Genomic DNA, 14,743 nt, shown 5'->3' with positions numbered 1-14,743 from the left:
AGAATATGGCAACATTGACAGTGAGCGCAGCAGATGAGAAACGTGTAAAGGCGATGGGATTTCTCAGCAATAAGGGGACAGATAATTTCAATGCCCGCATTATTACCGTGAACGGAAAGATTACAGCAGAACAGCAGCGCTGCATCGCGGAAGCGGCAGAGAAGTTTGGGAACGGGGAAGTGGCGTTTACCACCCGTCTGACGGTGGAAGTCCCCGGGGTACCGTATGATAAGATCGAAGAGTTTCAGGAATTTATCGGGAAAGCAGGTCTGACAACCGGAGGAACCGGTTCAAAAGTCCGTCCGGTAGTAGCGTGCAAGGGTACGACCTGCCAGTATGGCCTGTTGGATTCCTTTGGGCTCGCAAAAGAAATCCATGAAAGATTTTATGTGGGTTACCGCCAGGTGCAGCTGCCCCACAAATTCAAGATCGCCGTGGGCGGATGTCCCAATAACTGTGTGAAACCGGATCTGAACGATCTGGGAATCATCGGACAGCGCATTCCCAATTTCGATGAAGATTCCTGCAACGGATGTAAAAAGTGCGCGATAGAGAAAAACTGTCCGATAGGCGCGGCTAAAGTGGTGGATGGTATCCTGGAGATTGACAAAGATATCTGCAACAATTGCGGACGCTGCGTGGGAAAATGTCCGTTTGACGCGATCGAGGACGGCACTTACGGGTATAAGATCTATATCGGCGGACGCTGGGGCAAGAAGGTCGCTCAGGGACATGCGCTTCATAAAATATTTACTGACAAAGAAGAGGCACTGTCTGTGATTGAAAAAGCACTGCTTCTGTTCCGGGAACAGGGGAAGACCGGCGAGCGTTTTGCCCAGACCATTGACCGTCTGGGATTCGATAATGTGGAGGCACAGCTGCTCTCCGATGATATTCTGGCGAGAAAAGAAGAAATCCTTGCGGCGAACCTGCATACGACCGGGGGAGCAACCTGCTAAATATATTGTGAACGTAAAAACGCGGTACCGGAAATATCCGGCGCCGCGTTTTTTGGAAACAGGAAGAAAAGATCAGTGAATAATAAATGGCGTAAACGGTACAACAAATGCGAACATGACTACGACTGACAACAGAATGAAGATCAGATTTACCCGGAAGCTGTTTTTCATCGTTACGTGGCCCGGACCGAATACCAGCGGCATAGGTGCGCAGGCAGACGGTGTCAGAGTAGCCATGGAGGAGGCAAAGCCGATCAGCATTGCGAACATACCCATGTTTGTGGAACCTCCGCTTAGCAGGGCTACACCAATATTGAAGAAAATAGTCATTGTAACGATATTGGACATGAAATTCGTCATGAGCACAGCTCCCAGTGTCAGAGCGATGACGACAACAAACGGGTTTACACCAGTAAACAGCGGCTGAAGTACATTTGCCATCCATACGTTGATGCCGGTGGCTTCCGAAGTAACCGGAGTAGCCATAACGCTGACAACACCGGCGAAAATGATCGCGCCCATGGGAAGGCTCTTATAAGCCGCGTTAATATCCAGGAGCGGTTTGTCGTCCACATGGATGACGCAAAGCAGAGACACGGCCAGAATAGCCACCACGATAACGCCGACGTTTTTCCAGTATGCACAGAAGGATGGAAGAAGTCCGCTTCCCAGTTCCGGGAACAGAATCATGAACAGCATGACGATGAATATAGCGGCGGAAATTTTGCCCCGGGTATCCAGCGGACGCATATTGCGTTTTTCTGCTTCTACATCATAGTTGATATAGGCGGAGGTGTCCGGACGCCAGATATTGACGCAGATGATGATGACAATGAACATCAGGATCGCGAAAGGAACGCCTACAGCCAGCCACTGGCCATAGCTCACATCAATGCCCAGCTGCGTGGACATATATCCCATTAGGATCAGGCAGGGTGCATGGGCGATCGGCGAAGCGATAGAAATGACGGTATCTACCCACATAATGCCCATGAACATACAGGTGTAGAAGGGCTGTCCTTTTTTCAGCCCCAGTTTTTCTGCAAGCACCACGGCGATACCCACATAGATGACGGCAAGGGATAGGTTGTCCATAAACATGCCAAGAATCATCATAGAAGCAAAGAACATGCAGAGGAACACGTAGGGACGGTTGTTGACTATTTTACGAGTGATGAACCAGCTGCAGACCAAGTCGATAACGCCGGTTTCTGTCAGACAGTAGTTCAGCATCATGAACACAATCATGGAGATGACGGAAAAATGTCCTACGGAGCCTGCCCAGACTTCCGTGGATGTCATAGCGCCGGTCATAACCAGGAATCCCAGGAATAAGAGCGAAGTCCAGGTGGTGCCTACAGTCAGCCATAGATAGAGAGTCGGGATCATGACGGCGAGAGTTCTTACTCCTATTACGGTCAGACCATTTACAGGCTGCACCGCCAAAAGAATGATCAGGCCGATCACTACGGCGATGATCAGATGTTTGTACATTTTCATTGCGTTTGATTTCATTTGCAGTCTCCCCCTTACCGGCGCTTATGCGCGAAAGTTCTCCTGGTTGTAACGATTGATCTCATCGATGATAATGTTTTCTACCTGCGGATAGATGGTTCCGGGACCGCCGTAGGTCATGCACGGAATAAAATGTTTCAGATCTCCGTATTCTTTCAATGCCCGCTGTGTCTCTTTGCGGATTTCATCCTCAGTCACGTCTTCCCGGTCGATGGAGGAATCGATACCGCCCATCAGAGCCATGCGGCCGTCCAGTTCTTTGGTGATGGCCGGTATATTATTGGTGGGAAGTACTCCCTGCCAGATATCCACGCCGATTTCCGCCATATCTACCGCAATCGATTCACAGTAAGAATCTGAATGGTGCATGACGATTACGTTGTTATCATGCAGATAACGGTACAGTCTGCGGTAAGGCTCTTTGAAGAACTCACGCCATACTTCGGGTTTCATGAACAGGCTGGTTTTGCTTCCAAAATCGTCATGGGACAGGATAACGTCAGGATGAAGGTTTTCTACGACCAGCTTCATGTACTCCAGGCGGTATTCGGTAATTGCGTCAATCAGCTCATGGGTTTCATCCGGGTAGAGAAGCAGGTTGCAGAGTGTATCCTCAAAGGTCATAAGCATGTGCATCTGCTCGAAGATGCCGGTACCCATGACGGTCATGGTCAGACAGTCTTCCGGCGCTTCCGCCTTCTGCTTCTGTACGGCTTCCCATCCCTGGGAGCAGTTTGCCCTCAGATCCGGCACTTTTACATATTCTTTCCAGTTTTCAATATCCTGGATAACCTGGTTCTCCGGCGTCACCAAGGGCACTGCGGCGGGCTGATCCTCCGGGAATGTGATATAGGTTCCCCAACGGTCATAAGAATTGGTGCCGCGGATACGGTTGCCGCGCACGTACTGGAATACCGGATCACCGCCTAGGACCTTAAAGGCTGTGAAACTGTTGCAGAGATGATCCGGTTTTCCATCGGTGCGAATCGTCTCCAGAAAATTTAGCTTTTCGTTGAGCATATTTATTCCCTCCTTGATGTAAATTGTGTATTATGCTGAAAAAAGTGTATCATTTATATTTGAAATTGTGAAATTCTCAAAAGAGCTATCAGTAATTCTAAAACAGAAAGTATTCTGAGATAAAATATAGACCAATTTGACCTTTTAAAATGTATAATACATATGGGATAATAGACAAAACAGTCTGATAAGGAGGAAGAATGCGAGAAATAAATTTGTATAACATTTCCGTCCTGGATCTGGAACTGTTCATGAACGTGGCAAAATACGGGAGCTTTACCAAAGCAGGAGAAAAACTCTTCATGACTCAGTCTGTAGTCAGCAAGCGTATCAGCCAGATTGAAAATGAACTGGGTTTAAGCCTGTTTATTCGAAATAAGCGGCAGGTAGTCCTGACACCTGCAGGGAGGGTGTTGGAAGAACGGATTGGAAATGTACTGGACGATATTCTGGACGCGATTCAGGCTGCTCACGTAGCCCAGACAGGAGCTTCAGGGTATCTTTGTATCGGCTATCTGGAGTGGGGAGATCTGACATTCATAGATGGTCTTAGAAAGTTTATAAAGGACAACCCGCAGTTCTCTATTTCTATGTACCGGGAGAATTTCCCTGAGCTGCGGGAAGGAATTGCCCAGGGCAGGGTAGATATGATTTTTACCATGTCTTATGACTGCGATGTATTCCATTCCGGGGATTATGATATTTTGAAATTTCAGAAAGTGCCTTTGATGGCCCATATGTACCGGGAACATCCGCTCGCTTCAAAAAAATCATTGGCTATCGAAGACCTGCGGGGCCAGCCCATGCTGATGGTAGATCAGAAGTCTTCTTCCGGATATGGAGAATATGTAAGAGGACTTTTTCGAAAACATAATATACGTCCTGTGGTGGCCCAGTATGCTCATAACGGCGGAGAACATATCGGCAATATCCTGATTAACAAAGGAATTCTTCTGGCCAGCGGACAATTTCTTCAAAATTCATTGAATGGTCAGATTGTACGTGTCCCGATCCGGGATGAAGAACTATATGTTACAGCAGTCTGGAGAAAAGAAAACCGCAATCTGGTATTGATGAAATACCTGCAGATGCTGGCGGAAGAAGTAGATCCGGAAATGCTGTAATCAGAGTTGGACAAAACGGCCGCCTTCAGGTATAATAAGCGCAGTGCGCGAATTATACCATCGCGCATGCCGGTTTCTGCGCGCGCCGCAGAAAGCCGGGCGCATCCGCCGGAGGCATCATGTCTGCGAAGCGGACATGATATAATGAGCGCGGAGGAATTATATGCAGATCATTGGCGCACATATGTCCATTGCGAAAGGATGGGATAAAACAGCGGAGAACGCGGTGAGGATGGGGGCGAATACTATGCAGGTATTCAGCCGCAATCCACGGGGATCCGGATTCAGAGATCCGAAAGATACAGAGCGGGAGCTGTTTCAGAAAATACGGAAAGAACACGGATTTGGGCCGCTCCTGGCTCACGCGCCCTATACTATGAATCTTGCCAGCGCCCAGGAAAGAGTCTACGAATTTGCCTGTACGGTGATCAGGGAGGATCTGGCACGCATGGACGCGCTGGGCATGGAGAATATGGTCTTTCATCCGGGCAGCCATACCGGGATCGGGGTGGAAGCGGGGATCCGGAATATCATTGCGGGGCTGGACCAGGCAGTTACCGGGCAGGAGAAGACAATGATTCTTCTGGAGACCATGTCCGGAAAAGGGACAGAGATCGGAGCGCGCTTTGAAGAACTGAAGGCGATCCGGGACGGAGTGAGACATCCGGAAAAGATCGGCGTATGCCTGGATACCTGCCATATATATTCTGCAGGATATGATATTGTGAACGACCTGGACGGAGTGCTGGAAAAATTTGATCAGATACTGGGACTTCCGCTGCTGCGGGCGGTGCATCTGAATGACAGTATGACGCCGTTTGCGTCCCATAAAGACCGGCATGCAGCGATAGGGAAAGGAACGATCGGGCTGGAGGCATTGCTGAGAGTAATGGAACATCCGGGATTGAAGCATCTTCCGTTTTATCTGGAAACGCCGAATGACGACCAGGGGCACGCGGATGAGATTCGCATGCTGAATCTGGCGCTAAAAAACCGCAAAAAAAATTAAAAAGACATAAAGAGAACGCAAATAAAGTAATCGTTTATAGAAAGCTTTGCCCTGCTGTGATATGATTTGTACAAAATAAAATCTGGAAAAGAGGGGTCAGTATGGGCAACATAGGTATTATGATTCTGGTCGCTTTGATGGTTTTGGCAGGAGGCGCGGCTTCGCTGTATATCCTGATAACGATGCCGATCATCATTGTGAGAAAGATTTACGGAAAGGTAAAATACGGAAAATCTCTCTTTGATTAAAGGAATGTATATGTCTGTGATCAGAAATACTTTAAAGACCGCTGCGATACTGTTTGCAGCGGCTCTTTTCTGTTTTTGGCTGCAGCAGTTCGGAGCGGCGGACGCACAGGTGTCGCTGGTATTTGTGGTGGCGATCCTTTGTATTGCGCGCCTGACCGACGGATATTTTTATGGAATTGCAGCATCGATAGTAGTTGTTTTTGGAGTGAACTATGTGTTCACATATCCTTATTTTGAACTGGACTTTACTCTTACCGGGTATCCGCTTACTTTTGTGACGCTTCTGGCGGTGTCGGTCAGCGTCAGTATGCTGACATCCAGAGTAAAAGAGCAGGAAGCGATCCGGCTGGAGGCAGAGCGGGAAAAGATGAGAGGAAATCTTCTGCGGGCTGTCTCCCATGATATCCGGACTCCGCTGACTTCGATCGTGGGAGCGGCATCGGGGATTATTGAAAATCATCAGGTTCTGACAGAAGAACAGACCCTGGAGCTGGTGGAGGATATCCGGCAGGAGGCTCAATGGTTGATTCGTATCGTGGAAAACCTGCTTTCTGTTACCCGGATTAACGGAGAAAGCGCAAGAATCAACAAACAGGAAGAACTGGCAGAAGAGATTGTCAGCAGCGCCGTCCTGAAGACGGAAAAAAGATATCCCGGGGTCGGGATTACGGTGGAACTCCCGGATACAATGCTTCTGGTTCCCATGGATGGTATTCTGATCGAACAGGTCCTTGTAAATCTTCTGGAAAATTCCATACAGCATGGAAAAACAACCAGTCAGATAATGATTCGGGTAAAGCAGGAGACTGATCGGGCGGTATTCGAGGTGGAAGATAACGGTCAGGGGATCCGGGAAGATGTTCTTCCGAAAATCTTTGACGGCGGACGGCAGACAAAAGAAGGAGAAGGCTCTGATTCAGGAAGGAATATGGGGATAGGCCTGTCCGTATGCATGAGTATAGTAAAAGCGCACAAAGGAGATATGAAGGCGGAAAACATCGGCGGTTCAGGCGCAAGAATGACTTTTTGGCTGCCGATGGAAAAGGAGCAGACAGATGGACATTAAAGACAGAGTACTGGTAGTGGAAGACGATAAAAGCATCCGGAATTTTTTCCGGACAATATTGGAGGCCAACAACTACGACGTTATTATGGCAAATACCGGAGCGGAAGCATACAGTATGGTGACTTCTCAGTGTCCGGATCTGGTGATCCTGGATCTGGGACTCCCGGATATGGACGGGATGAAGATATTGAAAAGTATTCGGGAATGGTCCTCCATGCCGATTCTTGTGGTATCTGCCCGTACGCATGAGCGGGATAAGGTGGAGGCTCTGGATGCCGGGGCCGATGACTATATCACCAAGCCGTTTGGCACATCCGAACTTCTGGCCCGGATAAGGACTGCCATTCGCCATGCCCGTACCGCATATTTGATGCCGGAGGGCATGCAGACCGGCATTTTCCATTCCGGAGGATTGACCATTGATTATGATAAGCACCGGGTATATGTGGACGGAAAGGACGCCAATCTTACGCAGAATGAATACAAACTGGTGAGTCTTCTGGGAAAATACGCGGGGAAAGTATTGACTTATGATTACATTATCAAGGAGATCTGGGGGCCGAATATGAAGAATGACAACCGGATACTCAGAGTGAATATGGCGAATATCCGCCGCAAGATCGAAAAGAATCCGGGAAAACCGGAGTACATTTTTACAGAAGTAGGCGTAGGGTACCGGATCGTGGATCCGGACTAGAAAGGACAGGGGATGAAGAAAGGGGACACAGAAACTCTGACAGCCAAGAAGGAGCTGGCGTTGGAGCTGATTGAACGCCTGAAAGAAGCGTACCCGGATGCGGGGTGCACGCTGGATTATGACGACGCCTGGAAACTGCTGGTAAGCGTGCGGCTGGCAGCTCAGTGTACGGACGCTCGTGTGAATGTGGTCGTGGAAAAATTATATGAAAAATATCCGGATGTAAGCGCCCTGGCGGAAGCGGATGTGGACTGCATAGAGGAAATTGTACGGCCCTGTGGATTAGGGCGCAGCAAAGCAAAGGATATCAGCGCCTGTATGAAAATCCTGAAAGAACAGTACGGAGGGAAAGTCCCGGACAATTTTGACGCGCTGCTGAAACTGCCGGGAGTAGGCAGAAAGAGCGCCAATCTGATCATGGGAGATGTTTTCGGCAAACCTGCCATAGTGACGGATACGCATTGTATCCGCCTGGTAAACCGGATGGGACTGGTAGACGGAATCAAAGAGCCGAAAAAGGTGGAGATGGCTCTGTGGAAACTGATTCCTCCGGAGGAGGGCAGCGACTTCTGCCATCGGCTGGTGTTCCACGGAAGAGACGTATGTACGGCAAGGACAAAACCGCACTGTGAGAAATGCTGTGTGCAGGATCTGTGCGCGAAAAACGGAATAGACTAAGGAGGAAACAAGTGTTATGTTATGGAGAAACAAAAAGGGGAAGGCGTCTGCGCCAAAGAAAGATCTGACCAAGCTGAAGACTCCCCATACTTATGCAATCATTTTCTTTGTAGTGGTTTTCTGCTGGATCCTTACTTTTCTGGTCCCGGCGGGGAAATTCAGCACCCATACGATTGAGTACACGGACGCCAATGGAGAGACCGCCACGAGAACAGTCCTGATGGCAGATACATTCCGGTACAGCTACAATCTGGACACGGATTTTGTGGCCGGCGCGCTGGAAGAGATCAGCCGGGATCCGGAACTTATGGAAGAGCTGGAAGTGGATCCGGAGGCGCTGACGGCGCTTATGGAGACAGATTCTTCCGCCTGGACCCAGGAGGATCTGGATGCGGTGGGACTCAGCGACGACGAGATGTACAGTCTGTACGGTGAGGAGTTCTATGACACCAGCAGGAAGCTTCACAAGACTGCGGGGGTCTGGGGGACCGAAGATTTCGGCGGCTTCGGGTTCATGAACTATGTCTTTGAAGGACTGGTGAGCGGAGACCGCTCCGGCACGGCAGTGGGTATCTGCGCGCTGATCCTGGTGATCGGCGGTGCTTTCGGCATCATTATGAAGACGGGAGCCATCGACGCGGGCATCTATGCGTTTATCAACAAGACGAAAGGGCTGGAGAGACTGGCGCTTCCGCTGCTTTTTATTCTGTTTTCTCTGGGCGGCGCTACCTTTGGCATGGCAGAGGAATGCATTCCGTTTGCTATGATCATGGTGCCGTTCGTCATAGCTTTGGGATATGACTCGATCGTAGCGGTGACGGTCACCTATGTGGCGTCTCAGGTAGGAAACGCGGTGTCCTGGATGAGCCCGTTTTCTGTGGCGGTCGCGCAGGGTATCGCGGGGGTTCCGGTGCTGTCAGGCGCCACCTTCCGTATGGTAATGTGGGTGGTAGTGACATTGGCTGCCGACGCTTTCATGATGGTTTATGCAGAAAGAGTCCGCAAAAATCCTCAGAAGTCTGTAGTATATGCAGGCGACGCATATTTCAGAAACAGGCTGGATATGGTGACGGAAGAAGAAAGAGAGTTCAATCTGGGACATAAGCTGATTCTTCTGGAAATGGCGGCGGTTATGGTCTGGATCGTCTGGGGCGTTACCCAGAAAGGCTTTTATATTCCGGAGATCGCGTCCCAATTCTTTGTAATGGGCTTTGTGGCCGGTGTGATCGCCATTATTTTTAAATTAAACGGAATGACTGTCAATGGAATGGCTTCCGCGTTCCAGGGAGGCGTGTCTGATCTGGCAGGCACGGCGGTCGTGGTAGGAATGGCAAAGGGTATTCTTCTGGTGCTGGGCGGTTCCGATGCGGATGTCCCGTCTACGCTGAATACGGTGCTGCATGTGATCGGAACGGCACTCGACGGTGTTCCTGCCTTTATCGGGGCATGGTTCATGTACCTGTTCCAGAGCCTGTTTAATCTGGTAGTAACCTCCAACTCCGGACAGGCAGCGCTTACCATGCCGATTATGGCTCCGCTTTCCGATCTTGTGGGCGTATCCAGACAGATCGCTGTGCTGGCTTATCAGCTGGGAGCAGGCTTTGTGGACGCTTTTACTCCGGTATCTGCCAGCCTGATCGGCGTTCTTGGCGTTGCCAGAATCGAATGGGGCAAATGGGCAAAGTTCCAGATTAAGATGCAGGCATTTTTCTTCCTGCTGGGAACGATTTTTATAGCAATCGCGGTGGCGATTAATTTCCAGTAAGGTAGGACAAATGGTAACGATTATAAAAAACGTAAAAGTATATAAACCGGAATATGCCGGGGTGAAAGACATCCTGATACTCGCCGGAAAGATCGCCGCGGTAGGCGAAGATCTGAGGGCGGATTTTGGCGGCAGCATAGAGGTACAGGAGATTGACGGGGGAGACCTGGCCGCCGTGCCCGGTTTTATTGACAGCCATGAGCATATCCTGGGAGGAGGCGGCGAAGGCGGTTTCCATACCAGGACGCCGGAGGCTTCTCTGGGGGATCTGATTCAAAATGGCATCACTACGGTGGTTGGCTGCATAGGAACGGACGGCGTGGGCAGAGATATGACTGCTCTGCTTGCGAAAGCGCATGCCCTGGAGAACGAAGGAATCTCGACTTACGCGTATACCGGTTCTTATCAGGTTCCGGTACATACGCTGACGGACAGTCTGATGAAAGACATTATGATGCTGGACAAAGTGATCGGCGTAGGGGAAGTGGCTGTCTCAGACCATCGTTCTTCCCAGCCGACTTTTGAAGAATTTGTCAGAATTGCATCAGACGCCAGGGTAGCGGGGATGCTTTCAGGAAAAGCGGGGATTGTGAACGTCCATCTGGGAGACAGCCCGAGGAAGCTGGATCTTATCTGGAGAGTTATCCGCGAGACAGAGATCCCTGCTTCTCAGTTCCTCCCCACCCATGTGAACCGCAATGAGGGGCTGTTTGAGGAATGCCTGGATTTTGCAGGGGAAGGAGGTACGATCGACTTTACAGGAAACGAGGATATCGACTACTGGGAGACAATCTGTGACGAGGTACGTGTGTGTAAAGGCATCCGCCGCCTTCTGGAGAAAGGAATTTCCAACGACCGCTTTACCATTTCGTCCGACGGACAGGGAAGTATGCCTGTATTTGGCAAAGACGGCCAGTTCCAGGGGATCGGGATTGGAAAGGCCTCCTGTCTTCTGAAAGAAGTCCGGGAATGCGTCCGGAAGGAAGGGATTCCTCTGGAAACTGCGATAAAAGGAATTACTTCGAACCCGGCTTCTGTGCTGAAGCTGTCTTCCAAAGGACATATTGGTCCCGGGTTTGACGCGGATATCTGCCTGCTGTCGGAGGATACGCTGGAATTGAAAACGGTGATCGCAAAAGGCCGGATCATGGTAAAAGACGGGAAACAGCAGGTGTTCGGGACATTTGAGAGAAAATAGACAATAAAACATAGACAATAATGGAAGAAAGGACTGCCGGATTAAGATTCGACAGTCCTTTTGCTGATCCGGTATTCCGGCCAAAGATGAAGAAATTTTAAATCGTGTTTTCCTGCTCCTGACTGATCCGGAAGATCGTCAGGGATATATCTGAATACAGAAAATTCCCTCCGACAGCCATGACCTCCAGTGAGACCGGGACATCGGATACTTCGATAACCTGAGAAAAAGATACGCTGGCAGCGTCTGTGGAGGTATGAAATGTATGGCGTGTGGAAGTTCCCGGGGTCTCTGAACCCTGTACCTGAAGGTAAAGCAGGAGCGACAGGGGGAAAACAGCGCCGCTGACAGGCGAGACTACACCGTGGAACGCCGTATAATAGAGACCGGTATCCCGGATGCTGAAAACTGCGGAGCCGGGAGTGTGAACAATAGCAGATCCGTATGTGACTGCATTCTGGTCGAAAATCAGAGGAGCTCCTGAAGAACCGGGCTGGGGAGGCGTAGAATAGGCGTCCATGACTTCTGAAGACAGCGCTTCTCCTGCCGGCCCGGTCGGTCCTGTGGCGCCTCCGGGTCCCTGAGGTCCGGTCGGTCCTGTGGCGCCCCTGGGTCCCTGAGGCCCGGTCGGTCCTGTGGCGCCTCCGGGTCCCTGAGGTCCGGTCGGTCCTGTGGCGCCCCTGGGTCCCTGAGGCCCGGTCGGCCCTGTGATTCCCTGGGACGGACAGGGCGGCGGACAACTGTGGCATCCGCATTTTTTGCTTTCTTTTCCATGGTTGCTGCAGTTCCATAACATAAAAAGATTCCTTCTTTCTTTTCAGGAGATTTGAACAGATATCCGCGACGTTTCCAGGTAGATTTTGTTGTGAAGATAATATGGAGATTCCGGCTGAAAAGTTCCGGCCAGTTCGTTGTATTTCCAGGCATTTTCCAGGTCGCCCAGCCGGTCATAACAGACGCACAGGGAGATGGCAGGATAGAATCCGTAACATTCTTCCTGAATAAATGCTCCGGAAGCCGCACTTTTTTCTGACAGCAATGCCTGGCGAAACCAGTAGGCGGCAATGGCGTACTGATTCTGCTCCATGAAACAGCGGCCCAGATCGCAGCAGAGTTCTCCGGAAGGAACACCGTAAGACAGGCCTGTTAACAGAATGCTCAGAATATCCTGTTCCTGTCCCAGAGCTCTGCTGCAGCATGCAAGCTGCCGGACCGCATCCATTTTGTTTTCTGCCCATCCATCTTTTCTTTCCAGAAAAGACCGAAATATATTTCTGCTTTTTTCGTAATCTCCGTGATCAAGCAATTCTCTTCCATAATAGTAAAGGTCTCTGGCTTCAAAAGGTTCGCCGCCGGATATCATATTCTGGTAGATTTTTAAATTTCGTTCAGGGTCGGAGGCCCCTTTTTTTCGGTGCTCGACAGGAATATCTCGGAAAATAACGTTTCCGGAAAGCGGAATTGCTTCGTGTACCCGTCCGCAAAAGCAGTAACCTTTGCGGTTTCGTATCAGACGTTCCCGGGCGCAGGAAAAAGCAGGACGGCCGAGGGGGTCAAAGCCGGTGTGATAAGGCAGTAAAACCATATCTGTCTGAGGGGACAGTTCTTCTTTCAGCCGGGAGAAGGACGATGCCTGTTCTGCCGGCAGGCAGTCATCCGCGTCCAGCCACATAAAATATTCCGACCTGGCTTTGGAGATGATAAAATTTCTTGCCGCAGAAAAATCATCAATCCATGGGAAATCCCAGATTTTCTCTGTATAATCTTTCGCGATTTCCTTCGTGAGATCCGTGGATCCGGTATCCGCGATCAGGATTTCATCCACAAGGCTGCAGATACTGTCCAGACAACAGCGTAAGACTTGCTCTTCGTTTCGCACGATCATACAGAGACTGATGGTACTCATAAAAAGGGGCTCCTTTACCTGCCGGTTATTTCATAGGTATGCAAAGACACGGGGACCGGTGCTTGACTTTTTTCCATATATGACTATAATATGAGAGTAATTCTCAGATTGGAGGGATTCCATGGCGCACTATCAGACAGAACAGAGAAAGATGCTGCTGGCGTTTTTGAAGGCGCACAGTGATCAGGCATATACCATTGACGAATTATGGGAAGCGATGAAAGAAGAGCAGTCGCTGGAAATGGTTCCGGGGAAAAGCACGATCTACCGGATGATGCCGGGGCTGGTGGAAGAAAGGCTGGTGCGCCGCTTTGTGAAAGGAAACAGCAGATCCTTTGTGTACCAGATGATCTGCGGAGAGCACTGCGGCAGCCACCTCCATTTGAAATGCTCCGTCTGCGGGAAGCTTTACCATATGGGCGACCGGGAGACAGAAAATCTGATCGCGGAGGTGTTCCGCAGACATCATTTCAGCGTGGACGAAGAAAAGACGGTGCTGTTCGGACACTGCGAAGACTGCGGCAAAGAGGAAGGAAAATCATAGATGAGAAAAAGAAAATATATATGGGCGGCGTTTGCGGCTCTTGTGATCGGGCTGCTGTCCGGGTGCGGACAGAAGGGGGAAAGCGTGTCTGCGGAGGAACCGGAGTTCCGGGTAGTCTGCACGGTTTTTCCGCTGTACGACTGGACCTCTGAGATCCTGGGCGGCCAGGAGGGCCGGGTGGAGCTCACCATGCTGCTGAAAGACGGCTCAGACCTGCACAGTTATCAGCCTACCGTGGCAGACATGCTGACGATCTCCCAGGCAGATCTGTTTATCTACGTGGGAGGAGAGTCAGATTTCTGGGTGGAAGACGCCCTTGAAAATGCGGACAACCCGGATCTGCAGGCAATAAGGCTGATGGACGGGCTGGAAGGTTTCCTGCAGGAAGAAGAGTATGTGGAAGGTATGGCAGGAGCGGGAGAAGACGAGCATGCTCATGACCATGACCACGGAGAAGACGAGACGGCTTATGATGAACATATCTGGTTGTCGCTCAGGAATGCCCGGCAAAGCTGTCAGGTGATCGCCGGACAGCTGGCGGCGATGGATGAAGCGCACGCGGAAGAATATCTGGAACATGCTGTGCAGTACGGCGCGCTTCTGGACAACCTGGATCAGGAGTACAAATATGCGGTGGCGGGAGCTCCGTACCATACGCTGGTCTTTGGGGACCGCTTCCCGTTCCGCTATCTGACGGAGGATTACGGCCTGGAATATTACGCGGCGTTTCCCGGATGTTCCGCGGAGACAGAAGCAAGCTTTTATACGATCGCGTTCCTCGCGGAGAAGGTATCGGAGCTGGAGCTTCCGGCGGTGCTTGCCATCGATGGTTCTGACGGGACGATCGCGCGTACTATTGCCGACAACACGGAGACGCGGGACCAGAAAGTGCTGACGATGGATTCCATGCAGGCGGTGGACTGGAGAGACGTGCAGGCAGGAGCGGATTACCTGTCTGCGATGGAAAACAATCTGGCGGTTCTGAAAGAAGCGCTGGGTGCGGGAGGTGAATGA

15 protein-coding genes are annotated in these 14,743 nt (G+C 50.6%); 11 read left to right on the top strand and 4 right to left on the bottom strand.

The window, feature by feature from the left end; genetic code table 11:
• The first annotated feature begins 5 nt into the window (after positions 1-5).
• Positions 6-959 carry a 4Fe-4S binding protein gene (locus B5F29_RS12065; protein WP_087154882.1) on the top strand — a complete coding sequence of 318 codons (954 nt, stop codon included), beginning with the start codon at positions 6-8 and terminating at the stop codon, positions 957-959.
• Between the two features lie 72 nt (positions 960-1,031).
• On the opposite strand, the gene B5F29_RS12060 is transcribed toward B5F29_RS12065, so the two are convergent.
• Entirely contained in the window at positions 1,032-2,474 is a 1,443-nt protein-coding gene (locus tag B5F29_RS12060) for an SLC13 family permease (protein ID WP_087154881.1), read from the bottom strand.
• A gap of 24 nt (positions 2,475-2,498) precedes the next feature.
• A complete protein-coding gene (locus tag B5F29_RS12055) occupies positions 2,499-3,494 on the bottom strand; it encodes a uroporphyrinogen decarboxylase family protein (RefSeq protein WP_087154880.1) in 996 nt (331 codons plus the stop codon).
• Positions 3,495-3,694: 200 nt separating this feature from the next.
• On the opposite strand from B5F29_RS12055, the gene B5F29_RS12050 reads away from it, so the two are divergent.
• The 8 genes from B5F29_RS12050 (at position 3,695) to iadA (ending at position 11,279) form a co-directional block, all read left to right on the top strand.
• Entirely contained in the window at positions 3,695-4,618 is a 924-nt protein-coding gene (locus B5F29_RS12050) for a LysR family transcriptional regulator (protein WP_087154879.1), read from the top strand.
• A 163-nt stretch (positions 4,619-4,781) separates the two neighbouring features.
• The gene (locus B5F29_RS12045) at positions 4,782-5,627 is read left to right on the top strand and encodes a deoxyribonuclease IV (RefSeq protein WP_087154878.1); all 846 of its coding nucleotides are present in this window, start codon (positions 4,782-4,784) and stop codon (positions 5,625-5,627) included.
• A 101-nt stretch (positions 5,628-5,728) separates the two neighbouring features.
• Entirely contained in the window at positions 5,729-5,875 is a 147-nt protein-coding gene (locus tag B5F29_RS16570; protein WP_164488380.1) for a hypothetical protein, read from the top strand.
• Between the two features lie 10 nt (positions 5,876-5,885).
• On the top strand, positions 5,886-6,941 hold the full coding sequence (locus B5F29_RS12040) for a sensor histidine kinase (protein WP_087154961.1): 1,056 nt from the start codon (positions 5,886-5,888) through the stop codon (positions 6,939-6,941).
• Positions 6,931-7,638, top strand: coding sequence for a response regulator (locus tag B5F29_RS12035; RefSeq protein WP_087154877.1), 708 nt, complete (start codon positions 6,931-6,933; stop codon positions 7,636-7,638). The genes B5F29_RS12040 and B5F29_RS12035 overlap by 11 nt, the downstream gene beginning before the upstream one ends.
• A 12-nt stretch (positions 7,639-7,650) precedes the next feature.
• Positions 7,651-8,316 (top strand): endonuclease III domain-containing protein, encoded by a 666-nt coding sequence (locus B5F29_RS12030; RefSeq protein WP_087154876.1) that lies wholly within the window; start codon positions 7,651-7,653, stop codon positions 8,314-8,316.
• Between the two features lie 16 nt (positions 8,317-8,332).
• Positions 8,333-10,081, top strand: coding sequence for a putative basic amino acid antiporter YfcC (yfcC, locus tag B5F29_RS12025; protein WP_087154875.1), 1,749 nt, complete (start codon positions 8,333-8,335; stop codon positions 10,079-10,081).
• A gap of 10 nt (positions 10,082-10,091) precedes the next feature.
• Positions 10,092-11,279 carry a beta-aspartyl-peptidase gene (gene iadA, locus B5F29_RS12020; protein WP_087154874.1) on the top strand — a complete coding sequence of 396 codons (1,188 nt, stop codon included), beginning with the start codon at positions 10,092-10,094 and terminating at the stop codon, positions 11,277-11,279.
• 97 nt (positions 11,280-11,376) lie between these two features.
• Here iadA and B5F29_RS12015 read toward each other — a convergent pair whose 3' ends face one another.
• Together B5F29_RS12015 and B5F29_RS12010 are read right to left on the bottom strand one after the other, a co-directional pair.
• Positions 11,377-12,075 carry a hypothetical protein gene (locus B5F29_RS12015; RefSeq protein ID WP_087154873.1) on the bottom strand — a complete coding sequence of 233 codons (699 nt, stop codon included), beginning with the start codon at positions 12,073-12,075 and terminating at the stop codon, positions 11,377-11,379.
• A gap of 21 nt (positions 12,076-12,096) precedes the next feature.
• Complete coding sequence (locus tag B5F29_RS12010; protein WP_087154872.1) at positions 12,097-13,185, bottom strand: tetratricopeptide repeat-containing glycosyltransferase family 2 protein; 1,089 nt, start codon at positions 13,183-13,185, stop codon at positions 12,097-12,099.
• A gap of 121 nt (positions 13,186-13,306) precedes the next feature.
• Here B5F29_RS12010 and B5F29_RS12005 point away from each other — a divergent pair, with 121 nt between their 5' ends.
• Positions 13,307-13,729: a Fur family transcriptional regulator gene (locus B5F29_RS12005; protein ID WP_087154871.1), complete on the top strand. Its 423-nt coding sequence runs from the start codon at positions 13,307-13,309 to the stop codon at positions 13,727-13,729.
• Positions 13,730-14,743, top strand: coding sequence for a metal ABC transporter substrate-binding protein (locus B5F29_RS12000; RefSeq protein ID WP_087154870.1), 1,014 nt, complete (start codon positions 13,730-13,732; stop codon positions 14,741-14,743).

Origin of the sequence: Lachnoclostridium sp. An196, assembly GCF_002160135.1 — a bacterium.
GTDB classification, from domain to species: Bacteria; Bacillota; Clostridia; order Lachnospirales; family Lachnospiraceae; genus Hominiventricola; species Hominiventricola avistercoris.
Note: the sequence above shows the minus strand (reverse complement) of the source record. Positions and strands in the feature narration are given on the sequence as shown.

Excerpts from the sequence above, each read along its gene's own strand:
- B5F29_RS12030 (WP_087154876.1), top strand. The coding sequence starts at position 7,651 with ATGAAGAAAGGGGACACAGAAACTCTGACAGCCAAGAAGGAGCTGGCG.
- B5F29_RS12035 (WP_087154877.1), top strand. The coding sequence starts at position 6,931 with ATGGACATTAAAGACAGAGTACTGGTAGTGGAAGACGATAAAAGCATC.
- B5F29_RS12000 (WP_087154870.1), top strand. The coding sequence starts at position 13,730 with ATGAGAAAAAGAAAATATATATGGGCGGCGTTTGCGGCTCTTGTGATC.
- B5F29_RS12050 (WP_087154879.1), top strand. The coding sequence starts at position 3,695 with ATGCGAGAAATAAATTTGTATAACATTTCCGTCCTGGATCTGGAACTG.
- B5F29_RS12005 (WP_087154871.1), top strand. The coding sequence starts at position 13,307 with ATGGCGCACTATCAGACAGAACAGAGAAAGATGCTGCTGGCGTTTTTG.
- B5F29_RS12010 (WP_087154872.1), bottom strand. The coding sequence starts at position 13,185 with ATGAGTACCATCAGTCTCTGTATGATCGTGCGAAACGAAGAGCAAGTC.
- B5F29_RS12055 (WP_087154880.1), bottom strand. The coding sequence starts at position 3,494 with ATGCTCAACGAAAAGCTAAATTTTCTGGAGACGATTCGCACCGATGGA.
- B5F29_RS12045 (WP_087154878.1), top strand. The coding sequence starts at position 4,782 with ATGCAGATCATTGGCGCACATATGTCCATTGCGAAAGGATGGGATAAA.
- B5F29_RS12060 (WP_087154881.1), bottom strand. The coding sequence starts at position 2,474 with ATGAAATCAAACGCAATGAAAATGTACAAACATCTGATCATCGCCGTA.
- B5F29_RS12065 (WP_087154882.1), top strand. The coding sequence starts at position 6 with ATGGCAACATTGACAGTGAGCGCAGCAGATGAGAAACGTGTAAAGGCG.
- yfcC (WP_087154875.1), top strand. The coding sequence starts at position 8,333 with ATGTTATGGAGAAACAAAAAGGGGAAGGCGTCTGCGCCAAAGAAAGAT.
- iadA (WP_087154874.1), top strand. The coding sequence starts at position 10,092 with ATGGTAACGATTATAAAAAACGTAAAAGTATATAAACCGGAATATGCC.
- B5F29_RS16570 (WP_164488380.1), top strand. The coding sequence starts at position 5,729 with ATGGGCAACATAGGTATTATGATTCTGGTCGCTTTGATGGTTTTGGCA.
- B5F29_RS12015 (WP_087154873.1), bottom strand. The coding sequence starts at position 12,075 with ATGTTATGGAACTGCAGCAACCATGGAAAAGAAAGCAAAAAATGCGGA.
- B5F29_RS12040 (WP_087154961.1), top strand. The coding sequence starts at position 5,886 with ATGTCTGTGATCAGAAATACTTTAAAGACCGCTGCGATACTGTTTGCA.